This window comes from Rhizobium sp. 05N49, from assembly GCF_056396805.1.
Genome location: NZ_JBFTME010000001.1, coordinates 338,020 through 361,742, shown reverse-complemented (window position 1 = coordinate 361,742; position 23,723 = coordinate 338,020). Strand labels below are relative to the sequence as shown.

The window sequence follows — 23,723 nt, the reverse complement described above, 5'->3', positions numbered from 1 at the left end:
GCGAGCGAAGCAAAAAGTGTCGCTGCGGCGGGGTGGTGCTATGAAATTCACCGGGGAGAGGCGGGCGACGGACATGAAAAAGGCGGTGCTGCTTGGGACAGGCACCGCCTCTAGCTTGGGAGGTTGTCGCATTCATTGCATGATCTTGCATTCACGAGCCCTGTCGTTAGTGAGCTCGGTTCTTGCCAATCTCATCGGCGCTCGGCCAGCCGATATCCTTGCGGATGTCTAGGGGCATGGATTCGATCTGACGTTCCGTCTGCCAGCGGCGCCATGCGCGCACGAGCTTTTCAGCATAGGAACCGAACGAAGAATGTGTGCGGTAGGATGACAGGCTCTTGCCGCCATCTCTGTAAGTGATCGAGGACATTGCCGTTTCCTTTCCTTGCGAGACACGGGATCGCCGTATCCTTGAGATGAAATATGCGCTTGCGGTACTCATCATTCAAACGAATAGATTTTATAAGTACCATAAGCGATTTTGAACTATCGCTGCTGCTCGTCCAGGGCGGGCAGGGCGCAGACATCGGCCGCGAGATGCGGCGGATAATGCTTCAATTCCTGCCTAATCCGTTCGCGTGCCGCCACCCGAAACATGCGGGCCCGAAACGCGAAGAAAGCCTGGAGAATGTTGAAGCCTGCCAGTTGCGACATGATCGGCCTCCTTTTCTTCAGCCTCATCGTCACAACTAAAATATAGGTACTCGGGCTAGTTCAAACAAATGAAATGAACTGGCCTTAAGGTTCAGCGAAATTGAAAGACAATAACCGCGCGCGACAGGCTGGCTTCAGCCCCGGCCGACGCCTTCTCGGTCGACATGTCGACGGAAGGGATGAGCTATGCGGCGGCCGTCAGATGACCATCTGCTCGCCAAGCTCCACCACGCGGTTGCTGGGGAGCTGGAAATAGTCCGAGGGGTCGATCGCAAAGCCGGCCATGGCGATGAAGAGCCGGTCCTGCCAGGCCGGCAGGCCGGTGTTCGGATCACCGACGAGCTTTCGCCTGCCGACATAGAACGAAGTCGACATGATCTCGAAATCGAAGCCGGCCTTGCGGCAGAGCGGCAAGGCCCTGGAAACGTCCTGGTCTTCCATGAAGCCGAAGAGGAGCTGGATCTTGATGAACCGGTCCGAGAGCCTCTCGATCGTTACCCGCTCCGCCTCCGGCACATAGGGGCGGGGAGCGGTCTTGATGTTGAGGATCGCATTGCGGGCGTGCAGGACGCGATTGTGCTTGAGATTGTGCAGCAGCACGCCCGGAGCCATGTCGGTGAGGCTTGTCAGGAAGATCGCGGTTCCCGGCACCTGGACGGGAGAGTGGTCCGACTTGCGTTCGATCGAGGCGATGAACGGCACCAAGGGGATCTCGTTCCTTGCCGCCTTCTCGCGAACCAGCATGGTGCCCTTCTTCCAGGTCCACATCATGATCATCAGCGCACCGGCGATCAGCACCGGAACATAGCCGCCGTCGTGGATCTTCAGGAGGTTGGCGCCCAGGAAGACGCTTTCGAGCAGGAAGAGCGGCAGCAGAACGGCAGCGGCAGCGAGCACCGTCCACCCCCAGACGACACGGAGAAACTGGAAGGAGAGGATCGTCGTGACCACCATCGCGCCCGTGACGGAAATTCCGTAGGCCGTGGCTAGCGCCTCGGAGGAGCCGAAGGCGAAGATCAGGGCAAGGACACCGAGCAGGAGCGCGATATTGACGGCCGGCACATAGATCTGGCCCGTATTGGAAGCCGAGGTAAAGCAGATCTCAAGCCTGGGCAGGAAGCCGAGATGGATTGCCTGGCGTGCCAGCGAAAAGGCGCCGGTGATCACCGCCTGGCTGGCGATGATCGTGGCAGCGGTCGCAAGAATGACCACGGGAAGCAGCGCCCATTCCGGAAACATCAGGAAGAACGGATCGGAGACGGCTTGAGGATTGGCCAGGACGAGCCCGCCCTGGCCGAGATAGTTCAGCGCAAGCGATGGGAAGACCACGGCGAACCAGGCAGCCTGGATCGGTTTCCTGCCGAAATGGCCGAGGTCGGCATAGAGCGCTTCGGCTCCCGTCACTGTCAGGAAGACGGCGCCGAGGACAATGAGGCCGACGAGACCCGCGTGGGTGATGAAGTCGAAGGCATAGAGCGGATTGAGCGCTGCGAAGATCGCGGGATCGTCAGCGAGATGGATGAGGCCGCCGAGCCCCATCACGACGAACCAGAGCAGCGTTATCGGGCCGAAGAGTTTCGAGACGGAGGCGGTGCCGACCGATTGCACCAGGAAAAGCAGCAGCATGATCGCGATGGCGACCGGCAGGATGTAGGGCGTGAAGACCGGAGTCACGAGCTTCAATCCCTCGAGTGCCGAGAGGACCGACAGGGCAGGCGTAATCATGGCGTCGCCGATGAAGAGTGCTGCGCCGATGATGCCGGCGAAGAAGAAGATCGTCGCATGCCGGCTGGTCTTCTTCATCAGCAGCGCGAGCAGCGAAAGGGTTCCGCCTTCGCCCTCGTTATCGGCCCGCAGGAGAAACAGCACGTATTTGAAGGTGACGATGATCGTCAGCGTCCAGATCATCAGCGAGATCAGCCCGATGACCTCGTTCGGGGTCACGCCGTCATGCGCGAAGGGCCGGAGCGCTTCACGGAAAGCGTAGAGCGGGCTCGTGCCGATATCGCCATAGACCACCCCGACAGCTCCAAGCAGAAGCGCGGCAAACTTCTGCTGGCCGTGCTGAGGCCGGTCTGCTTCGTGCGTCGTCGTGGCGGACATTGAGCTTCCCTTGATTTACAGGAATAGATATGGGGCGGCACGATGAGAAAGGCATGTCGAACGCGCGCCAAGCTGCGCGCGAATGCATCATGCAGATTGCGTCCGGACTGGCGACGCGCGGGTCATATCTCCGCCCGTGCCTCATCCTTTGCCAGCGCGCTGACGAGAACCTTGTCGACGCGCCTTCCATCGAGGTCGATGACCTCGAATTTCCAGTCGTTCTTGACGAAGGTCTCCCCGAGTTCGGGAAGATGCTTCAGTTCTTCCAGAACGAGACCGGCAACGGTCTGATATTCGACGTCTTCGTCAAGCGGGAAGTTCATGAATTCCGAGAACTCGTCGATCGGCGTCCATCCGGACACGAGGTAGGAGCCGTCGTCGCGCCGCTTGATTGCCGGCTCTTCGCCGGAGGCCGCATCGCCGAAGACGCCCATGATCGATTCCAGGATGTCGCCCGAGGTGATCACACCCTCGAAGTGGCCATATTCGTCAAAAACCAGAACCATATGCTGCGACGACCTCCTGATCGCCTCGATCACCGAGGAGGCGGGAGCGAGGTCCGAGATGATCGGAACATCCCGCACCAGCGTCATGATGTCGACCGACCTGCTGGCCGCGAGCGCGTCGTAATAATCCTTGACGGCGAGAACGCCGATAACCTCGTCGGAACTGCCCTTGCGGGCCGGCAGTCGCGTGCGCGACGTCGACTGGATGGTCTTGCGGATCTCCTCGGCGGAATCTTCGATATCGATCAGCTCGACGTCGCGACGCGGCGTCATCAGCGCGCGGGCCTGCCGGTCGGCGAGGCGCATGACGCCGGTGATCATGGCGGATTCGCCGATCTCGATCACGCCGGCGCTCTGTGCTTCGGCGAGAACGGTCTTGATCTCCTCGTCGGTGACGCCATCGGCGTTCTTTCCGGATTGGCCGAGCAGGGCGAGAACGAGCTTGCCCGAACCGTCGAGCAGCCAGACAAGCGGGAGAGCCGCCTTCGACAGGTAGGTCATCGTCGGCGCGACTCTGGCCGCCACGGCTTCCGGCGCACGAAGGGCCATCTGCTTGGGCACCAGCTCACCGATGATGAGGGAAAGATAGGTGATCGCCACGACGACGGTACCGACGCCGAGCCCGTCCGCCCAGGCATCGGGAAGGCCCTGCGCCAGGAGCCAGGTGGAGAATCGTGCGCCGAGTGTCGCACCCGAGAAGGCGCCCGACAGCACGCCGACGAGGGTGATGCCGATCTGGACCGTCGATAGGAAACGCCCGGGGTTTTCAGCCAGGCGCAGAGCCAGTCGTGCTCCTCTGCTTCCCTGGTCCGCCAGGACCTTGAGGCGTGCCGGGCGGGCGGAGACGATTGCGAGCTCCGACATTGCAAGGACGCCATTGAGAATGGTGAGAAGAATGACGATGGCTATTTCGGTATACAAACTTTGGCCTGTTTTGATGATAACGATCCGTCGAAACTATGCGATCTCGCATCGCTTTGCGAGAGTTCCGAGCGAAGATCATGGGCACTTGGCAAGATAATTATGGCGGACTTCTCGCTACCGGCGCCGCCTCGGAAACGTAGGATGGCATCTGCCTGAAACCGAGCGTCGTATAATCGGCGGCTCATAAACCCCCTTTTAAGGATCTGTTGACCATAATGAAGGCTTAACGCCGCCCGCGTGTGCGGTGCCTGTGATGTTTTCGTGTCTCGCACCAAGGACGAAGCCTGTGTCCCTTCATCAAGCCATCGCCGCCATTCCGACGACCGCCTGTGCGTGGTTTCTGTCTGTCGTCGCCCATCGGTTGGCGGTCGTGGCGGCCTTTGTCTTTGCCGTCATAGCCGGAGCGGGCGAGGCAGCGGCCGAGGACAGGGCGCTGAAACTCTACTTCACGCATACGGGCGAGCGGGCGACTATCGTCTTCAAGCGCAACGGCAAGTACGACCAGCGCGGCCTCAACCAGATCAACCGCTTCCTGCGTGACTGGCGGCGCAACGAGCCGGCCAAAATGGACCCGCGGCTGCTCGATCTCGTCTGGGAAGTCTATCGCAAGAGCGGGGCAAAGGAGACGATCCACGTCGTCTCCGCCTACCGCTCGCCGGCGACCAACAACATGCTGCGCAACCGTTCGCGCAATACCGGCGTCGCCAAGCRCAGCCAGCACATGCTCGGCAAGGCGATGGATTTCTATATTCCCGGCGTCAAGCTTGCGACGCTGCGCGGGCTCGCCATGCAGATGCAGGTCGGCGGCGTCGGCTATTACCCGACCTCGGGTTCGCCCTTCGTGCATCTCGATGTTGGCAATGTGCGCGCATGGCCGCGCATGTCGCGCCAGGAGCTGGCGCGGCTCTTCCCGGACGGGCGAACGATCCACCTGCCGGCGGACGGTCGTCCGCTGCCGGGCTATCAGGTAGCCCTTGCCGAGCGCAAGAAGGGCATCCGCTCTGCGCCGATCGAGATCGTGGCGGGCGAGGATGAGGATGACGATGCGCCGGTAACGCCGAAGGCGGCACCGACCCTGCTGACGGCGCGCGCGACAGCACCTGCCAGGGCACCCGATCCCGTCGTGACCGGAAGCCTTGTCACCGCCATGCTGCCGACGCCGCAAAAGCGGGCCGATATCGGACTTGCGCCGCAGCTTGCCAAACCCGAGGACCGGGCGGTTGCCGACCGCGGATTTGCCGATCTCGCCTCGCTCACCGTTCCGCTGCCGATGCTGCGCCCGGTCGAGGTCGAGGCCGTCGAGAGCGAGACGCCGGTGCCCGTGCCTGCGCCGCCTGTGGCCACGCTTGCGCCGGTGTTTGCATCCGTCCAGCCGGCTACGGCCGACTTCACGCGTTTCGTCGTTGGCCGCAAGCCCGCCAACACGTCTGTCGTCGCCGACCGGCTGACCCATCCCGCACCGACGGCGGAGCAGATCGCGGTATTGCCGGTCTCCGCGTCTGAGCATGTCTCGGGCGGCGTCGGAGAAATGTCCGCACGGGCGCTAATTGCCTGGGCGGTGCGGTCTCCGGAAACGTCGGTTGAACTCACTGCGCCTTCCTTGATCGGCAACACCTATCCGAGGGGCGAGGGCAGGACGGTTGCTTCGGGTGCTGCTGGGGCCAGCTTCAAGACCAGCCGTTTCGGCACCGAGGGCTGAACTCTGATCGGCTCATCGCGATCGCCCTCAAAATAGGGGGCAGATTGACTTTCAATCAAATAGAATGATACACCTTGGTCATTCAGAAAAATTGAAAGATGTGACGATGACTATCCCATTTCGCCGTCCCATTCCTCTGCTCGATAATGACGTGTTGCGCACGTTCGTCGCCATCGCAGAGACCGGTAATTTTTCGACAGCGGCCGAAACCGTGTTTCGCACGCCATCGGCTGTTTCCATGCAGATCAAGAAGCTCGAAGAGCAACTCGGCGTCACGCTGTTTCGCCGCGATGCGCGCTCGGTGACGCTGACGCAGCATGGTGAAATGCTGCTGTCCTACGCGCGCAATATCCTGGCGCTCTCCAACGAGGCGGTATCGCGCTTCATCATGCCCGAGCTTAGCGGCGTGGTACGGCTCGGCGCGCCCGAGGATATCGGCGAGCGCCTGCTACCGCAGATCCTGAAGAGCTTTGCACAGATCTATCCTGGTATCATGGTCGACGTGACGATCGACATGAGCATCTGCCTGAAAAAGCGGATGGAGGAGCAGCGCCTCGATCTCGCGCTCATCAACTGCGCGACGCGGCCGTTCCCGACCAATGGCGAGGTTGTCTACCGCGAGCGCCTCGTCTGGGCCGGCGCCAAATGCGGTTCGGCGCATCGGCGCGATCCGCTGCCGATCTCGATCTGGGAAGACGGCTGCATCTGGCGGCAGGAGGCGATCACCCAGCTCGAGCGCAACAAGCGGCCCTATCGCGTCGCCTATCTCAGCGCCCACACGATGGCGCAGCGCGCCGCAGTGGTTTCCGATCTCGCCATCGCGCCGCTGCCGCTCTCCTATGTCAGCGAGGACATGGCGATCCTCGGTATCCAGGAAGGCTTGCCTGAACTCGGCTCTTTCGACATCCAGCTCCTGACCGCATCACAGACGACAGGGCCGATCGAGACGGTGGCCGACAGTATCCGCGCATCCTTCGCCGAAAAGTCCAAGGCGGCGGCAGCCTGATTATCCGGGAGAGCGGGGAACGGACGCACTGCGACCCTGGGTAGGAAATGATGAGCGCCGGCGAATGCAGGATTAGTAGCCTGTTGAAGGGGGAGGTCAGGCCATGGATCAGCAAATCCGGCTTTTTGGCGCTGTCGCAGTGCGGCCGGCCGTGCTTGCCGTCATCCCCCGCTTCGAGACGATCACGGGATACAGGGTCGCGGCCAGGTGGGAGCTCAATCCCGCCGTCAGGACGCAGATCGAAGCCGGTGAGCCTTTCGATCTCGTCATTACCAATCCGAACCTGATCGAGGAACTCGTTTCCCTTGGAAAGGTCAGGACGGGAAGCCAGGTCACGTTCGGCCGGATAGCAATGGGCGTGGCGGCGAGGGAAGGCAGCCGGGCCCTCGATATCGGCTCCGTCGAAGCTTTCAAACAGACCCTGAAGGGTGCGCGATCAATCGCCTATGCCAGTGACGGAACCAGCGGCGGCTACTTCTCGGGTTTGCTGGAGCGCCTGGGAATAGCCGATGAGGTGAAGCCGAAGCTGGTGCCGGTATCGGGAGGGCAGACGGCGGCGGCCGTCGGCCGTGGAGAGGCCGATCTGGGTGTCGTTCCCGTGACGTCCATCCTTGCTGTCGCGCCCGAGGCCATGCTGGTCGGCAGGTTTCCGGCAGAACTGCAAAGTTACATCGATTTTGCCATTGGCGTCAGCGCCGATTCAACAGATGCGGAGGCTGCGAGCCAGCTATCGGCGTTCCTGGTATCGGCAGACATTGACGAGACCCTGTCGGCAAGGGGCATCGAGCGCAGCTGAGATGCGCTTGAGGAGCGGCGATATCGAGGATGTCGGCCTTGTCTGGAGAAAGGCTCTTAGCCGGTGAACTTTTCGCTCACGAATGCGTTATCCCGCCCGGACGGCATCGGCCGTCCGGGGTTGAATTCACAAAGGGATTTCGCAAATGACGACCACGGGTAAAATCGCATCCGCCTTGATGATCCTTCTCGCGCTCTCTTCCTGCGCCAACACGATCCGTGGCGTGGGCAGGGATACGGCCAATGCCGTCAATGCCACGCAGGATGCCGGCCGCAGTGTCGATCGCGCAGCTAAGAGATAGTTATTTTCAGATTTTTGAAGTCGGATAGGCTTTTTCGAGACCATCGGATCGGGTCAGCCCGGTCCGGAATGCGGCATAGGCCGGGTGCTGGCTCGAGCGCGCCGCTTCCATGAGCCTGATCTGCAGCCGGTCGGGTGCAGCTTCGCCGATCCACTTGCCGAGGGCTTCGAGCTTCAGCGAGTTTAGAAGACGCGAGGATGAGGCGACATCGAGATGCCGATGCAGGCCCTCGAGCAGGTTGTCGTCCTGCTGCGGATTTTCCATCAGCAGCGACAGGTAGGATTTGTCGGTTTCCGAGAGCGCCGCAAGTTTTTCCGCGACTGTATCGCGATCGGGGAAGGGCACCGTGCCAGTCATAACGAATCGTCCAATCCTTGTTGTGAGGAAGGTTTATAGACTGGCCTTAACCTTCTCGGCTACATCGGCCGGAACCCAGCGGCTCCACAGTTCCTCATAATTCTCAAGGAAATAGAGGGCGGCGTTCTCGTTGTCTTCGCCGTTCTCATCCTGCCAGGCCAGTACCTGGCTGATGGTTTCGTTGTCCCAGCTGCGGGTCTTCAGATAGTTCATGACGGGGCCGGCGCGATCGGCAAAAGCGCTGGTAATCAGCGTGAAAGCCTGGGACACGGGGTAGGCGTTCAGCCTGGGATTGGCGCAGTGGGGCACTGAGGTACAGGCGTCCCATTCAGCCTGATCGTGAGGCACGCCGAAACCCAGCTGTTTCATGTCGTATTTGCCGAGAACCGATGTCGGCGACCAGTAATAGCCGAGCCAGCCGACCTTGTTTTTGAAGGCACGGGCGATCGAATTGTCGAAATCGGCCGGGGTCGGGCTGTCGATCAGCGCAAAGCCGAGCTTATCGGCACCGAGCGCCTTGAAGAGATTGCTGGTCGAGATTTCGCAGGCCCAGGCTTCGGGGCAATTATAGATCGCAGCAAGCGAGGGATGGTAGATATCGGGAAAGAGTTCCGGATGCTTCAGCGCATCCTGCACGGACAGGATGTCCGGATTTGCATCGGCGATGAATTTCGGAATGTACCAGCCTTCGACGGCCCCATCCGCCAGAATTTCGGCGCCCTTGACCAGGCGACCGGCGCTGATGGCGGTATCGAGCTGCGGTTTGACCGCTTTCACCCAGAATTCCGAGGCGATATCGGGCGTGCCGCTGCCATCCATGGAAGCGAAGGTCGGCAGCGTGTCACCATCGACAATGGTGACGGAGCAGCCGTAGCCCTTTTCCAGGATGAACTTGTCAAAGCTCGCAGCGATTGCAGCAGAGCCCCATCTCATCTCGGCGATCGAGACCTTGCCGCAGCCGGCGGCTTGCGCAATTCCCGTGTAAAAACAGACGGCAAGAATGAATGACGTGAAAAATGTCTTCATGAAAGTTCCCCGGATCTTTATGTGATCGAACGCGCATGCGCCGGGTCATTAGCCGACAAATCTCTCCGCCGCTTCAGGGTGCCAATGCCCGGCCGGAATAGGATTTCGCCAGGCTTTCCCGTCTGCGGCGCCGTTCGTCTCGCTTTCCGGCGGCTCGTCGCTGGCCATTTCTATCGATGGCTCATTATGAGCAAACCTACGGATTTGCGGCAGGAAATCAACTCTCTTTTGCGCATTGCAATCTTACTAAATAATTGAATCCGAAGAACTYATGCGGCCAATCGCGAAAGCGGGAAATTTGAGGTCGATCAGCAGGCTTGCGGGGCCGCGGAGAGGGCTGAAAGCGGTTCCCAAAAATCGAAAAATTCGAAAAAGTTCAAAAAAAGTCAAAATTCCCTCCAAGAGCCGTCTTCAATAACCATCCGGTAAGGATGTGCCGTTATCTGTTGTGACGCGGCGGGGGACAACCGCTGCTTTTCCGGATCAGGTAGTGCGTCCCGGAAAAAGCGAGCTTCATTGCGTAATGATGATGGCGTCAGCGTTTTATGGCAAACCGCGTAGGGTCCATGGCCCGATCGCGGTTTTCGCATTTCTGGGCCTTTGTCGGCTTTTCAACCGTCTGTTGACCTGACGTCTGCGCGCATTGTAGGCCTGCCGGAAACGCTTCACGGACAGGCACCAATGACCAGAGCCATCATGCTGCAGGGAACCGGCTCCGATGTCGGCAAGACAGTGCTGGTGGCGGGGCTTTGCCGGCTGGCTGCCAATCGCGGTCTGAAGGTGCGACCGTTCAAACCGCAAAATATGTCGAACAATGCCGCGGTTTCCGACGACGGCGGCGAGATCGGCCGGGCGCAATGGCTGCAGTCGCTCGCGGCGAGGGTACCGTCATCCGTGCATATGAACCCGGTGCTTCTGAAGCCGCAATCGGAAAACGGCAGCCAGATCATCGTGCAGGGCAGGGTATTCGGCCAGGCAAAGGGGCGCGACTACCAGCGGCTGAAGCCGCAGCTGCTTTCGTCGGTTCTGGAGAGTTTCGCCAAGGTGTCCGAGGGGGCTGACCTCGTGATCGTCGAGGGGGCGGGCTCACCGGCCGAAATCAACCTGAGGGCAGGCGATATCGCCAATATGGGCTTTGCGACACGGGCGAACGTCCCTGTCGTCCTCGTTGGAGATATCGATCGCGGCGGCGTCATCGCCTCGCTCGTCGGCACGCATGCGATCCTCAGCGAAGAGGATCGCGGCATGATTTCGGGTTACATCATCAACAAGTTCCGCGGCGATGTCTCGCTGTTCGACGACGGTATCCGGGCCATCGAAGGTTTCACCGGCTGGCCGTGCTTCGGCGTCGTGCCGTGGCTGCCGGGTGCCACACGCCTGCCGGCAGAGGATTCGGTCGTGCTCGAACGGCTGGCGCGGGGCAGGCAGGGCGCGCTGAAGGTTGCCGTGCCGGTGCTGCCGCGCATTGCCAATTTCGACGATCTCGATCCGCTGCGGACAGAGGCCGATGTCGAACTCGTCTTCATCAGGTCCGGTGAGCGGCTGCCCCACGATGCCGCGCTCGTCATCCTTCCCGGTTCGAAATCGACGATATCGGATCTCGCGGACCTGCGTGCGGCCGGCTGGGATCGCGATCTCCTGGCGCATGTCAGGCGCGGCGGCCGGGTGATCGGCATCTGCGGCGGTTACCAGATGCTTGGCCGCAAGGTGCATGATCCGCTCGGCATCGAAGGCGGGACGGCCGAGACGCAGGGGCTTTCGCTTCTCGATGTCGAGACCGAGATGGCGCCGGAGAAGACCGTGCGCAACAGCACCGCCCGCTCGACCGAATACGACGCGCCGCTTGCCGGCTACCAGATCCATCTCGGCATTACCCGCGGGYCGGATTGCGTCAGGCCCTCTGCTATCGTCGACGGCGCACCCGACGGAGCGCTTTCGCCAGACGGCCGCATCATGGGCACCTATCTGCACGGCCTCTTCAGCAGTGATGTCTACCGCGCCCGGCTGCTTCAAAGCTTTGGCCTGTCAGGCGAAGCGAGCAACTACCGCGAAAACGTCGACCGGGCGCTCGACGAGGTCGCAGGCGGCCTGGAACAGTATCTCGACCCGCGCTGGCTTGCCGGTCTGTTCGGCTAGGCCGGATGTCGCTTGCCTGCCTCACGGACCTGCCGAGCGGGCAGACGCAATCAGGGCATCGTTTGCTATTGCCAAATTAGTTGACTGAGTCCATTAATTGTTCCGATACATCCGGTCGAGAGCAATGAAAACCATGACCATACTGGATAGATTTTCCCTGACGGGCCAGGTGGCGCTCGTAACCGGCGGCGGCCGTGGCCTCGGATTCGAGATGGCGCGCGCACTTGCCGAGGCCGGTGCGCATGTCATCGTCACCGGGCGTACGGCGACGACGCTTGAAGATGCCGTAGGGACGATCCGCAGTAGCGGCGGCACGGCGCAGGCTGCCRCCTTCGACATCGTCGACCGGGAGGCGCAGCGTGCGCTGATGGCCGACATCGAAAAGATCCATGGCCGTCTCGATATTCTGATCAACAATGTCGGCGCCCGCGACAGGCGGCCGCTGGCCGAATTCGATGACGATGCCATTATCGAGCTGTTGCGCACCGATCTGGCGGCCGCGATGACGCTCTCGCGGGATGCCGCCACGCTGATGAAGCGGCATAATCATGGCCGCCTAATCGCGGTCACCTCGATCAGCGGCCATGTCGTCATGCCCGGCGACTGCGTCTATCCGGCGGCCAAGCAGGGCCTGACCGGCCTGATGCGCGGCATGGCGGTCGAGTTCGGCCCATACGGCATCACCAGCAACGCGATTGCACCCGGCTGGTTCGCCACCGAGACGAACGCGGCGATGGCTGCGAACGAGGAGTTGATGCCCTTCGTGCGCCAGCGCATCCCGGTCCAGCGCTGGGGCCGCCCGGATGAGATCGCTGGTGCCGCGCTGTTTCTTGCGAGCAGTGCCGCCTCCTTCGTCAATGGCCATGTGCTGACCGTGGACGGCGGCATGACTGTCAGGATGTAAGCGGAAACCGGCGTTTCCCGCCGCTCCTCAAGGTGCGGAGGTGCGCTCGGGAAGCGGTTCTTCCGGTGCTGTTGACGAGGTCCGGGCGAGGACATTGCCGATATCGGTGAGGAAGGTCAGCAGCAGATTGAACTCGGCCTCGCTGTATGTCTCCAGCAGTGCGGCCATCGCCTCGCCATGCTCCTCGTAGAGCGAGCTGGCGCGTGCCGAGGCCTCGGGACAGGCAACCAGGACAAGGCGGCGCTTGTCCGTCTCATCACGCTGCCTGACGACGAAACCGGTGGCCTCCAGCTTGTCGATCAATCCGCTGACCGTTCCGACCTTCAACCCGACCTCGCGCGACAGGGCCGTCATCGACAGCGGACCGAGCTGCTCCAGCAGCCGGAAACACTTGAATTCGGTGCCGGTCAGACCAACTTTCTCGGCCATCTTCTGATGGAACAGCACGAGCCTGGCTGAAAACAGCTGGACCGTCGGGATGTAGCGCGCGAGGCGGCCGGTTGACTTTTGCGGCAAAACGTTTAGATCTCCGAACTAATAATTGTTTCGATATTCTAAGGAACTGTCGGCGTCATGTCGATACTCTCGCATGGCTGCCCGGTCCTTGTCGGAGGCAGCGATCGATGAGCGCTTATTTCATTCTCGAAATCCATCCCGATATCGAAGATCAGACGATCGATGATTATCTCGCATGCATATCGCCCGACGTGACGTTCCATGGAGGCAATGTGCGATCCTGTGGCGGCGCGGTCCATCCGGTTCAGGGAGACCGGCAGATGAACAGGCTGATCATCATCGAATTCCGCACTGCCTCGGTCGCCCGTGAATGGCATGACGAGGTGAAGCAGGCGATTGATGATGCCAGGTATCACTCTCTCCGTGCCTGCCCGGCGGTTGTCGTCGCCGGGCGCGATGGCTAGGAAACCCGGCTGGCGCGACGATTGCCGGATTTTGTGGCGGCACGGTCCGGCCTTGCCGCCCATTCGCCGGATTTCCCGATCATAGAACGGTTTCAACCATCTGGAGATTCCGAAATTAACGATCATATTCAGTGGCTTATAGAGCAGGGAATCGCGAGCGACAATATTGGCGACCTCGTTGGAGGCCTGTGCGACCGGCTGGTCGCTGGTGGGTTTCCGATCTGGCGGGCCAGTATCATGATGCCATCTCTTCATCCGATGTACCGCGGCATCTCCGCCAATTTCGTGCGAGGCGGGGTAACGACCCTCGAAAACTCCGAGCATGGCGGCGTGGACGAGCGCAACTTCGAGAAAACGCCGACATTTCATCTGCTGAGCCGCGGTGAGAGAGCGGGGCGCTGGAATTTAGCCAAGGGAGAGGGTCTGGAGTACCCGCGGCTCAAGGAATTCGCCCTTGCCGGAGCGACCGATCACGTGGTCAGCATTTTCGAGTTTCCGAAGGAGGTCGCGTTGCGCGGCTTCAGCCTGGCGCTGACCAGCGACGCATCGGGTGGATTTTCCGACGAGCAGCTGACGACCGTCGCAGAGCTTATTCCGGCTCTGGGGCTCGCCTGCTACCGCATGGCCGCATCGAAAACCGCTGCCGATATTCTGGCTGTCTACACAGGCGCCAGGACAAGCGCACGCATCCTTGCGGGCGAGGCTCAGAGAGGCAAGGGCGGATCCATCAATGCTGCGGTCCTGCTGGCCGATCTCAGAAATTTCACGGCATTGACCGACGTCTATGAGCCGGGCGAAATCGCCGGGTTTCTGGATGCGCATTTCGAGCTGATCGGCAGGCATGTCGAGGAAAATTCCGGGGAGATCCTCAAGTTCATGGGCGACAGCGTGCTAGCGATCTTTCCGACCGGCAGCGAAGAGGGGGATGATCCCGAACAGGCTTGCCGCGCAGCACTCGCCTCGGCCCGGAACATGCTGAAGGCCAACGAGGCGCTGAACCGAGAGCGGGCAGGCAGGGGTGGCCCCGACATCGGCGTCGACGTCGTCCTGCATCTCGGAGAAGTGTTTTACGGAAATATCGGCGCCCGCGGCAGGCTCGACTTCACCGTGATCGGCAGGGCCGTCAACGAGGCCTCGCGGATCGAGAAACTCTGCGGCGAACTCGGCCAGTCGCTTCTGATGTCGGAAAGCTTCGCGGCTGCCTGCGGTGTCGCCTGCGAACGCCTGGGATCGTTCGAGTTGCGCGGCGTTTCGAGGAAGGCCGACGTGTTCAAGCTCGCGGATCCGATTGTGGCATCGGCTCGAAAATCGGCGGCAAAAGCCTCAGATCTCGCCTGACACCTCGCGGCGCCGGCGGTCGAGTTCTTCGCTGTAGCGGCGCAGCGTGTGGCTTTCGCTGAGCTGGCCGATCACCTTGCGCTCGATGAGGTTGTTGACGACGGCGAGCGCTTCGCTTTCCGTCTTGTCAAAGATCGCGGCCGCCTGTTTGGCATTCATCTGCGGCTGCAGGAAATCGTTTTTATAGCGGATGAAATCGCCGAGATTCTGGGCTTCGTCCTGCGCGCTGGTGGGGTTTGCGTAGATTTCCGGCACGAGCACGAGGCCGGCATATTTGTCGCCCTCATCGACGAGGATGACACGCTGCGTCGAGCCGATGGGGAAGGCCTCCTTGAACGCGTCCAGCGTTATCCCGAGTTTTGCGGTCTTTACGTCTGAACGCATCAGCTTGTCGACGGTGAGATTGCGGATCCAGCCGACATCATGGGCGCTGCGGATGCTTTCGCCGCGCAAGTGAAAGCGCCATGTGGCGAAGGAGTAGCCGAAGGTCGTGCGCACGACGAGCGAGGAGGTGATGACGGCTGCGAGCACCAGTGCGGTGATTGGAAAGTCGCCGGTGATCTCCAGCGCCAGGAAGGTCATGGTCAGCGGCCCGCCGATGACGGCGACGGCGAGCGAGCTCATACCGACCACGGCATAGATCACGGGCGTCAGCGTCGCATCGGCGAAATAGGGGGCGGAATAGGCAAAGAGCTTGCCGAGCAGCGCGCCCATGAAAAGCGAGGCGAAGAACAGGCCGCCCCTGAAGCCGGAGCCGATGGAGACGGCGGATGCCACCGACTTCAGAAGGAAAAGACCGATCAGCGCGGGGATCGTGATCTCGTGGGAGAGGTTCAGATGCAGCGCGCCGTGGCCGGCGGCCAGCACCTGTGGCGATACCAGCGCCAGCAGGCCGACGACGATGCCGCCGAGCGCCGGGCGGAAAGGCAGTGCGATGGCGCTCTTGCGCGCCAATTCCTCTACGAAGGAGACGCCCTGCATGATGAGGATGCCGACGCCGGCGCAGAAGGCGCCGAGCGCGATGGCCGGCACGTAGTCTGCCGGCTGTACAGCGCCGAAACTGCCGACATCGATGATGAAATCGCTGCCGGCAAGAAGGCGCGCAACAAGAGTTGCGACAAGCGCCGAGACGACGACAGGTGTCAGCGACATAATGGTGTAGGTGCCGATGATCAGCTCGAAGGCGTAGAAGGCGCCGGTCAGCGGCGCATTGAAGGCGGCGGCGATGGCGCCGGCTGCGCCGCAGCCGACGAGCACACGCAGGTCCGCGCGGCGCAGCTGCAGCTTCAGGCCGAATTTCGAGGCGATGCCGGCCGCAAGCTGCGTATAACCGGCTTCCAGGCCGACGGATGCGCCGAAGCCATTGGAAACGAGATTCTGGATCGCGACAAGGATGCTGTCCGTCAGCGACAGGCGACCGCCATGCAGCGCATTGGCCTCGATCGGGTCGACCATCGGCTTCTTGCGCCATTTGGCGAGAATGAAGAGCAAGAGCCCGAGAAGCATGCCGCCGGCTACCGGGGCCGACATCAGCAAAAACTTGCTGTCGATCTGCGAGGCGCTGAGCCTCGTCGTGCCGTCTATGCCGAAGATCAGGCTGTGCATCTCTTCCGAGACATAGCTCATGGCTGAGACCGCAAGCCCCGATACGATGCCGACAAGCGCGCCGGCAAAGACCATGCCCATTTCGCTGTGGCGAATAAGCGCGCGCAGGCGCCCCGGATCGAAGGCGGTGCCTAGAGGGCCGAGGCGGCGAATGTGCATTCGGGAGAGCATCATGGGGAAATTAGGCGGCAAGAATAGGGGTCAAGGGCGGAGCCGGCATCCGCATGAGCGGCAATTGCGGCAAAAAACCGACCGGGCCGTAAAGTTTTTGTGACGTAAGCCTTTGATTAAAGACGATAATATCGGTAGTGTAAGTCGAGATGAACATGAGCGGGGCGTTGCGCGGCAATTGACATGGGAGTTGCACGCGCCTAACCATGAATCCACATAATGGATGGTTCCGGATCGGCAAACGCCTTCCGGATTAAAAGGGAATGTGACGGGGCGGACCCAAGCCGGGCGCCTTCATCACAGCCGACCCCGCGACTGTAGAGCAGTCAGGGTCTTCCATCCGGCATTTGGATTGCGGCGCCGACGGTCTTGCATTCTGCAAGCGGGCAAGGCGGACAAGTGCCGGAAAAGCCACTGGAAATGCATCGTGATCAGCCGGGGCAGGACGCCTCTAATTCTACGAATCGTCCGCCTTTTCACGAGATGCAGCCGGGAAGGCGAGGTAGATCCGCTGGCACGATAAGGGGCGACCGAGCGGTCGCCCCTGTCGCGGCCGATAACTGCGAGCCAGGAGACCTGCTATCCGTGCCGGGCATAATGCCCAATTTGGGCGCTTTGCCCGCTGCCAGCACGGAGGTTGTCTTGGCTGAAGGATGTTATTCAGCGCTGCCTCTGGTGGTGCGATATGGGCGCGGTGTTCCGCCGCCCCTCTGTGATGAGCTTCTGGCGCAGGCCGTTTTCTCTTCCCTGATTCCTGTGCTTGTCACAGGAAACCAGCCACGGCGCGTCTGCGCCGTGAATGAATCAATGTTATCGCGGAATGAGTCTCTCCTGCCCAAGGACTTGGGCAGGCTGGATTCCTGTGACAAGCACAGGAATGAGGGGTGTGGCGAAGGCCGCGCCCATCCTCAACGGACGGTGCTGTCATGACCACCACCTTCATCCTCGGCGGCGCTCGCTCCGGCAAATCCCGCTTCGCCGAAAATCTTATTGCCACGAGCGGTATCGAGCGCCATTACATCGCCACCGGCCGCGCCTGGGACGACGAGATGCAGGCGCGCATCGACCAGCACAGGGCCGATCGCGGCCCCTCCTGGACGACGCATGAGGAACCGCTCGATCTCACCGAGCGCCTGACCGCCATCGACGCGGAGGGCAGGGCCATCCTCGTCGATTGTCTGACGCTGTGGCTCACCAATCTGATGATGGAGGGGCGCGATATCGCCGCCCAGTCTGCCACCCTTGCTGGCTTTCTGCCTCATGCTAAGGCGCGGCTCGTCATCGTTTCCAATGAAGTCGGCCTCGGCATCGTGCCCGAGAACCGCATGGCGCGGGAATTTCGCGACTATGCAGGCCGGCTGCACCAGATGATCGCGGCTTCGGCCGCGGATGTTTATTTTATCGCAGCGGGTCTGCCGCTGAAAATGAAGGGTTAGTTCCATGCAGCAGAAAATCCCCGCAACCGTCATCACCGGCTTTCTCGGCGCCGGCAAGACGACGATGATCCGCAACCTGCTCACCAATGCCGGCGGCAAGAAGATCGCGCTGATCATCAACGAGTTCGGCGATCTCGGCGTCGATGGCGACGTGCTGAAGGGCTGCGGTGCGGAAAACTGCACCGAGGACGACATCATCGAGCTCACCAATGGCTGCATCTGCTGCACCGTTGCCGACGATTTCATTCCGACCATGACCAAGCTTCTGGAGCGCGAGCAGCGCCCTGACCATATCGTCATCGAAACCTCGGGCCTTGCCCTGCCGCAGCCGCTTGTCGCCGCCTTCAACTGGCCAGACATCCGCAGCGAAGTCACCGTCGATGGCGTCATCACCGTGGTCGATAGTGCGGCCGTTGCTGCCGGTCGTTTTGCCGATGACCACGATGCCGTCGATGCGCGCCGTGTCGAGGATGAATCGCTGGATCATGAAAGCCCGATCGAGGAACTGTTCGAGGATCAGCTGACCTGCGCCGACCTGATCGTGCTCAACAAGACCGATCTGATCGACGCGGACGGGCTTGGCCGCGTGAAGAGCGAAGTTGCCTCGCGCATTGCCCGCAAGCCTGTCATGATCGAAGCGAAGAACGGCGAGGTGCCGGCAAGCGTGCTGCTCGGCCTCGGCATCGGCACGGAAGACGATATCGTCAACCGCAAGTCCCATCACGAGCTGGAGCATGAGGATGGCGAGCCGCACGACCATGACGAATTCGACAGTTTCGTCGTCGAACTCGGGGCTGTCTCGGATACGGCAGGTTTCGTCGAGAAGCTGAAGGGCATCATCGCCGAGCATGACGTGCTGCGCCTGAAGGGCTTCATCGATGTCTCCGGCAAGCCGATGCGCCTGCAGCTACAGGCCGTGGGTGCCCGCATCGACCAGTATTTCGACCGTGCCTGGGCGCCGGGTGAGGCCCGCAATACGCGTCTCGTCGTCATCGGTCTGCACGAGATGGATCAGGACGCAGTGCGCAAGGCGATCGAAGCGCTCGTCTGAGGACATAACGAATGCATCTGCTTCTCGCTCAACAGGGGACGATCAGCGACGGGGACGAGGCGATCGACCTCGGCCAGTCGCCGGGCGATATCCTGTTCCTGTCCGCTGCCGATACCGAGCTTGCGGCGATTGCCGCGGCCCATAGCGGCGGAGAAGGAGGCTATTCGCTGAGGCTTGCGAGCCTGATGAGCCTGAAGCACCCGATGTCGGTCGATGCCTATGTGGAGCGGACGGCGCGGCATGCGAAGCTGATCATCGTGCGGGCGCTCGGCGGGGCGAGCTATTTCCACTATGCGCTGGAGGCGCTGCATGCGGTCGCGGCGCGCAGCGGTGCGCTGATTGCGGTGCTGCCGGGGGATTCCAAGCCGGATGCCGGGCTGACGCCGTTTTCCAATGTGGTTCTGGAGGATCTGAATGCGCTCTGGGCCTATCTGATCGAGGGTGGCGATGCCAATGCGCGGGGCTTTCTGGCCTATGCGGCGGCGATGCTCTCGGGAGAGGAGAAGCCGGCGCCGGCTGTGCCGTTGATGAAGGCCGGGATCTGGTGGCCGGGGCGGGGACTTGTTGGGGTCGAGGAGTGGCGGAAGCTCACCGGTTCTGTCTTCTCCCCAGCGGGGAGAAGATGCCCGGCAGGGCAGATGAGAGGGGCGAGCGACGGAGAGAGCGAGCAACAGGAGCACGATTTCGAGGTTTGTGGGGTGGCCCCCTCATCCGACCCTTCGGGCCACCGACCGGGGTCGAGCCACGGGTCTCGACCTGTCCTCCGGACCCCCGCTGGGGAGAAGGGACAGGCAGCACCCGTCGTTGCCATCGCCTTCTACCGCGCACTCGTGCACAGCGGCGAAACCCGCCCTGTCGAGGCACTGATCGAAACCCTGCAGGCGCAGGGTCTTCGCCCATTGCCGGTCTTTGCCTACAGCCTCAAGGACCCGGTTTCCAAGGGCATCCTCGAAGCCATCTTCGCCGATCTCCAACCCGACGTGGTCATCAACACGACAGGCTTTGCCGTCTCCGCACCCGGCGCCGATCGCGAGCCGACGGTGCTGGAGGCCAACGACGCGATCGTGCTGCAGGCGATCTTTTCCGCCTCGTCGCGGGAGGCCTGGGCCGCCTCATCGCAAGGCTTGTCGGCCCGCGATCTCGGCATGAACGTCGCGCTGCCGGAGGTGGATGGCCGCGTGCTTTCGCGCGCCGTCTCCTTCAAGGCTGCCGCTCGCTACGATGCCGCGGTCGAGGCCAATATCGTTTCCAGCGAGCCGGATGCCGGACGTATGGCCTATGTCGCGGCCCTTGCCGCTAACTGGGCGCGGCTGCGGCAGCGGCCGGTTTCGGAGCGGCGTGTCGCGCTGGTCATGGCGAACTATCCGAACCGGGACGGACGGCTCGGCAATGGCGTCGGGCTCGATACGCCCGCCGGGACGATCGAGGTGATGCGGGCGATGGCGAAGGCCGGTTATCCGCTCGCCGATATTCCTGATGATGGCGATGCGCTCATGCGGCATCTGATGGCCGGGCCGACCAATTCCGGTTTCGACGGCAAGGTTGTGCGCGAGCGGCTTTCCTTGAGTCGATACAAGGATTTCTTCGCCTCTCTTCCCAATCAGATTCAGGATGAAGTCAACGCGCGATGGGGCGATCCGGAGGCCGATCCCTATATGCGCGAGGGTGCTTTTGCGCTCCCCTTTGCGCGTTTCGGCGGGCTGCTCGTCGGCATCCAGCCTGCACGCGGCTACAATATCGATCCGAAGGAAAGCTATCACTCGCCCGATCTCGTGCCGCCGCACGGCTATCTCGCCTTCTATGCCTTCTTGCGCGAAGAGTTCGGCGCCGATGCGGTGATCCACATGGGCAAGCACGGCAATCTGGAATGGCTGCCGGGCAAGGCGCTGGCGCTGTCGGAGGTCTGTTATCCCGAAGCGATCCTCGGGCCGCTGCCACATCTCTATCCATTCATCGTCAACGATCCCGGCGAGGGCACTCAGGCGAAGCGCCGCACGGCCGCCGTCATCATCGATCATCTGACGCCGCCGCTGACGCGGGCCGAAAGCTACGGGCCGCTCAAGGATCTGGAGACGCTGGTCGATGAATATTACGAGGCCTCGGGCGTCGATCCCCGGCGTATCCGGCTGCTGTCGCGGCAGATCCTCGAGCTTGTTGCCGATATCGGGCTGGATCGGGACGCGGGGATTGCAAAGGGTGAGAGCGAAGGCGAGGCTTTGAAGAAGCTCGATGCCTATTTGTGCGATCTCAAGGAAATGCAGATCCGCGACGGGTTACATGTGTTTGGCGTGTCGCCCGAGGGCCGGCTGCTGACGGATCTCACCGTGGCGCTGGCGCGGGTGCCGCGTGGGCTGGGTGAGGGCGGGGATCCGAGCCTGCAGCGGGCGATTGCGGGGGATGTGTTGACATTCCCCCTTCTCCCCAGCGGGGAGAAGATGTCTGTCAGGGCAGATGAGGGGGCAAACGACGTGAGGAGCGAGCGGCTGGGCGAAGGCGAGGCCGAGCCTATGGCCCCCTCATCCGACCCGTCGGGCCACCTTCTCCCCGCTGGGGAGAAGGGGAGTCGCGTGCTTCAGCGTTCCTTCGATCCACTTGATTGTGACATGGCCGGCACTTGGGTCGGCTCACGCCCGGCAATCCTAGCAGAAATCACTGATGCCCCCTGGCGCACGAACGGCGACACCGTCGAGCGGATCGAGCTGCTCGCAGCCAAGCTCGTCTCCGGCGAACTCGCTTGCTCAACCCTCTGGTCCCAAACCAGACGGGTGCTTGACGAAATCGAAGCTCGCCTCAAGCCTTCCATTCTCGCCTGCGGTCCGGCCGAAATCACCAGTCTGCTGCGCGGCCTCGACGGTCGTTTCGTCCCGCCCGGTCCATCCGGTGCACCGACGCGCGGGCGGCCTGACGTGTTGCCGACCGGGCGGAATTTCTACTCCGTGGACAGCCGCGCGGTGCCGACACCCGCCGCCTACGAACTCGGCAAGAAATCCGCCGAATTGCTCATCCGCCGCTACGTGCAGGATCACGGCGAATGGCCCGTCTCCTTCGGGCTGACGGCCTGGGGCACGTCCAATATGCGCACCGGCGGCGACGATATCGCCCAGGCGCTGGCGCTGATCGGCGTGAAGCCGGTCTGGGACATGGCGTCGCGGCGCGTCACCGGCTACGAGATCACTCCGCCAGCCATGCTGCGGCGGCCGCGGGTGGATGTGACGTTGCGGATCTCCGGTTTCTTCCGCGATGCCTTTCCCGAGCAGATCGCGCTCTTCGACAAGGCGATCCGCGCTGTCGGCGCACTCGACGAGGACGCGGCCGACAATCCGATAGCTGGGCGCATGCGCGGCGAGGCGGTGCGGCTGATCGCTGCCGGGCTCGACGAGAAGGCGGCGGCGAAGCGGGCGGGGTATCGCATTTTTGGCTCCAAGCCGGGTGCGTATGGCGCCGGGCTGCAGGCGCTGATCGACGAGAAGGGCTGGGAGCGGCGGGCTGATCTTGCCGAAGCCTATCTCGTCTGGGGCAGCTATGCCTATGGTGCGGGTGAAGAAGGCAAGGCCGAGCGCGGCGTCTTCGAGGAGCGGCTGCGCTCCATCCAGGCTGTTGTCCAGAACCAGGACAATCGCGAGCACGACCTGCTCGACAGCGATGATTACTACCAGTTCGAAGGCGGCATGGCGGCGGCGGCCGAGACGTTGGGCGGAGTGCGGCCGGCGATCTATCACAACGATCATTCACGGCCGGAAAAGCCTGTGATCCGTTCGCTCGAAGAGGAGATCGGGCGGGTGGTGCGCGGGCGCGTCGTCAATCCGAAATGGATCGAGGGCGTGATGCGCCATGGCTACAAGGGTGCTTTCGAGATTGCTGCGACGGTCGATTATCTCTTTGCCTTTGCGGCGACGACGGGGGCTGTCGGCAACCATCATTTCGAGGCGGTCTATCAGGCTTTCGTCGCTGATCCCAAAGTGCGCGATTTCATGGAGGAGAAGAACCCGGCGGCGCTCTCCGAAATGAAGGATCGGCTGCTGGAGGCGATCGAGCGCAGGCTCTGGACGCCGCGCAGCAACTCGGCGCAATTCGATCTTACAGACATCAACGAAACCAAGAAAAAAGCAGGCAGCCAATCATGAGCGAAGAGCCAGTCGTACCAGCCGAAAAGGACGATGCCCGTCACAACGAGAAGATGGCGAAGAAGAAGGCCGCGCGTGACAAGATCATGGCGACCAAGACGGATGAGAAGGGCCTCATTATCGTCCATACCGGCAAGGGCAAGGGCAAGTCGTCTTCCGCCTTCGGCATGATCTTCCGCCATATCGCCCACGGCAAGCCGTCGGCCGTGGTGCAGTTCATCAAGGGTGCGATGTGGACGGGCGAGCGGGATCTGATCGAAAAGCATTTCTCCGATCTCTGCCAGTTCCACACGATGGGTGAAGGCTTTACCTGGGAGACGCAGGACCGGGCGCGGGATGTGGCGGCGGCAGGGGCTGCCTGGGAAAAGGCCAAGGAGCTGATCCGCGACGAGCGCAATTCCATGGTGCTGCTCGACGAGATCAATATCGCACTGCGCTACGACTATCTCGATATCAACGAAGTCGTCGAATTCCTGAAGAACGAGAAGCCTTACATGACGCATGTCGTGCTGACGGGGCGCAATGCCAAGGACGAACTGATCGAGATTGCCGATCTGGTGACCGAGATGGAGCTCGTCAAGCATCCGTTCCGCTCCGGCATCAAGGGGCAGCCGGGCGTCGAATTCTAAAGCATTTCCAGCAAATATGTCCGCGGTTTTGCGTCCG

Annotated in this window: 20 protein-coding genes and 1 riboswitch; of the genes, 12 read left to right on the top strand and 8 right to left on the bottom strand. The window is 61.8% G+C overall.

The window, feature by feature from the left end; genetic code table 11:
- Positions 1-166: 166 nt before the first annotated feature.
- From AC1DF8_RS01890 to AC1DF8_RS01875, 4 genes are all read right to left on the bottom strand, one after another.
- The gene (locus AC1DF8_RS01890) at positions 167-370 is read right to left on the bottom strand and encodes a hypothetical protein (RefSeq protein WP_477994837.1); all 204 of its coding nucleotides are present in this window, start codon (positions 368-370) and stop codon (positions 167-169) included.
- A 116-nt stretch (positions 371-486) separates the two neighbouring features.
- Positions 487-654: a hypothetical protein gene (locus AC1DF8_RS01885; protein ID WP_183885829.1), complete on the bottom strand. Its 168-nt coding sequence runs from the start codon at positions 652-654 to the stop codon at positions 487-489.
- A 198-nt stretch (positions 655-852) separates the two neighbouring features.
- On the bottom strand, positions 853-2,757 hold the full coding sequence (locus AC1DF8_RS01880; RefSeq protein ID WP_112546810.1) for a potassium transporter Kup: 1,905 nt from the start codon (positions 2,755-2,757) through the stop codon (positions 853-855).
- Positions 2,758-2,879: 122 nt separating this feature from the next.
- On the bottom strand, positions 2,880-4,184 hold the full coding sequence (locus AC1DF8_RS01875; protein ID WP_018114509.1) for a hemolysin family protein: 1,305 nt from the start codon (positions 4,182-4,184) through the stop codon (positions 2,880-2,882).
- Positions 4,185-4,473: 289 nt separating this feature from the next.
- Between AC1DF8_RS01875 and AC1DF8_RS01870 the strand changes: the two genes are divergently transcribed.
- The 4 genes from AC1DF8_RS01870 to AC1DF8_RS01855 all read left to right on the top strand — a co-directional run bounded on the left by AC1DF8_RS01870 (position 4,474) and on the right by AC1DF8_RS01855 (position 7,989).
- A complete protein-coding gene (locus AC1DF8_RS01870; RefSeq protein ID WP_477994836.1) occupies positions 4,474-5,886 on the top strand; it encodes a peptidoglycan L,D-endopeptidase MepK in 1,413 nt (470 codons plus the stop codon).
- Positions 5,887-5,950: 64 nt separating this feature from the next.
- Complete coding sequence (locus AC1DF8_RS01865; RefSeq protein ID WP_409564306.1) at positions 5,951-6,892, top strand: LysR family transcriptional regulator; 942 nt, start codon at positions 5,951-5,953, stop codon at positions 6,890-6,892.
- Between the two features lie 103 nt (positions 6,893-6,995).
- On the top strand, positions 6,996-7,688 hold the full coding sequence (locus AC1DF8_RS01860) for a molybdate ABC transporter substrate-binding protein (RefSeq protein ID WP_477994835.1): 693 nt from the start codon (positions 6,996-6,998) through the stop codon (positions 7,686-7,688).
- A gap of 145 nt (positions 7,689-7,833) precedes the next feature.
- A complete protein-coding gene (locus AC1DF8_RS01855; protein ID WP_007813980.1) occupies positions 7,834-7,989 on the top strand; it encodes an entericidin domain-containing protein in 156 nt (51 codons plus the stop codon).
- 6 nt (positions 7,990-7,995) lie between these two features.
- On the opposite strand, the gene AC1DF8_RS01850 is transcribed toward AC1DF8_RS01855, so the two are convergent.
- Together AC1DF8_RS01850 and AC1DF8_RS01845 are read right to left on the bottom strand one after the other, a co-directional pair.
- Positions 7,996-8,346, bottom strand: coding sequence for a hypothetical protein (locus tag AC1DF8_RS01850; protein ID WP_477994834.1), 351 nt, complete (start codon positions 8,344-8,346; stop codon positions 7,996-7,998).
- Between the two features lie 33 nt (positions 8,347-8,379).
- Complete coding sequence (locus AC1DF8_RS01845; protein ID WP_477994833.1) at positions 8,380-9,372, bottom strand: glycine betaine ABC transporter substrate-binding protein; 993 nt, start codon at positions 9,370-9,372, stop codon at positions 8,380-8,382.
- A gap of 681 nt (positions 9,373-10,053) precedes the next feature.
- On the opposite strand from AC1DF8_RS01845, the gene AC1DF8_RS01840 reads away from it, so the two are divergent.
- Together AC1DF8_RS01840 and AC1DF8_RS01835 are read left to right on the top strand one after the other, a co-directional pair.
- Positions 10,054-11,508, top strand: a complete 1,455-nt coding sequence (locus AC1DF8_RS01840; protein WP_477994832.1) for a cobyric acid synthase — start codon at positions 10,054-10,056, stop codon at positions 11,506-11,508.
- 133 nt (positions 11,509-11,641) lie between these two features.
- Positions 11,642-12,412: an SDR family oxidoreductase gene (locus AC1DF8_RS01835; RefSeq protein ID WP_477994831.1), complete on the top strand. Its 771-nt coding sequence runs from the start codon at positions 11,642-11,644 to the stop codon at positions 12,410-12,412.
- A gap of 27 nt (positions 12,413-12,439) precedes the next feature.
- Here AC1DF8_RS01835 and AC1DF8_RS01830 read toward each other — a convergent pair whose 3' ends face one another.
- Positions 12,440-12,928: a MarR family winged helix-turn-helix transcriptional regulator gene (locus AC1DF8_RS01830; protein ID WP_477994830.1), complete on the bottom strand. Its 489-nt coding sequence runs from the start codon at positions 12,926-12,928 to the stop codon at positions 12,440-12,442.
- Between the two features lie 107 nt (positions 12,929-13,035).
- Between AC1DF8_RS01830 and AC1DF8_RS01825 the strand changes: the two genes are divergently transcribed.
- Positions 13,036-13,332: a DUF1330 domain-containing protein gene (locus tag AC1DF8_RS01825; RefSeq protein WP_477994829.1), complete on the top strand. Its 297-nt coding sequence runs from the start codon at positions 13,036-13,038 to the stop codon at positions 13,330-13,332.
- A gap of 78 nt (positions 13,333-13,410) precedes the next feature.
- Positions 13,411-14,670, top strand: a complete 1,260-nt coding sequence (locus AC1DF8_RS01820; RefSeq protein WP_477995059.1) for an adenylate/guanylate cyclase domain-containing protein — start codon at positions 13,411-13,413, stop codon at positions 14,668-14,670.
- Here the strand turns inward: AC1DF8_RS01820 and AC1DF8_RS01815 are convergent.
- Positions 14,656-16,446, bottom strand: a complete 1,791-nt coding sequence (locus AC1DF8_RS01815) for a chloride channel protein (RefSeq protein ID WP_112546951.1) — start codon at positions 16,444-16,446, stop codon at positions 14,656-14,658. The genes AC1DF8_RS01820 and AC1DF8_RS01815 overlap by 15 nt on opposite strands.
- 207 nt (positions 16,447-16,653) lie before the next feature.
- Positions 16,654-17,044, top strand: a riboswitch (cobalamin riboswitch).
- 328 nt (positions 17,045-17,372) lie between these two features.
- Between AC1DF8_RS01815 and cobU the strand changes: the two genes are divergently transcribed.
- The 4 genes from cobU to cobO are packed head-to-tail and all read left to right on the top strand — an operon-like array spanning position 17,373 to position 23,686.
- On the top strand, positions 17,373-17,882 hold the full coding sequence (gene cobU, locus AC1DF8_RS01810; RefSeq protein WP_477994828.1) for a bifunctional adenosylcobinamide kinase/adenosylcobinamide-phosphate guanylyltransferase: 510 nt from the start codon (positions 17,373-17,375) through the stop codon (positions 17,880-17,882).
- A 4-nt stretch (positions 17,883-17,886) separates the two neighbouring features.
- The gene (cobW, locus tag AC1DF8_RS01805; protein WP_113147406.1) at positions 17,887-18,933 is read left to right on the top strand and encodes a cobalamin biosynthesis protein CobW; all 1,047 of its coding nucleotides are present in this window, start codon (positions 17,887-17,889) and stop codon (positions 18,931-18,933) included.
- A gap of 11 nt (positions 18,934-18,944) precedes the next feature.
- Entirely contained in the window at positions 18,945-23,057 is a 4,113-nt protein-coding gene (gene cobN / locus AC1DF8_RS01800) for a cobaltochelatase subunit CobN (protein WP_477994827.1), read from the top strand.
- On the top strand, positions 23,054-23,686 hold the full coding sequence (gene cobO / locus AC1DF8_RS01795) for a cob(I)yrinic acid a,c-diamide adenosyltransferase (RefSeq protein ID WP_112969338.1): 633 nt from the start codon (positions 23,054-23,056) through the stop codon (positions 23,684-23,686). The genes cobN and cobO overlap by 4 nt, the downstream gene beginning before the upstream one ends.
- Positions 23,687-23,723: the final 37 nt, after the last annotated feature.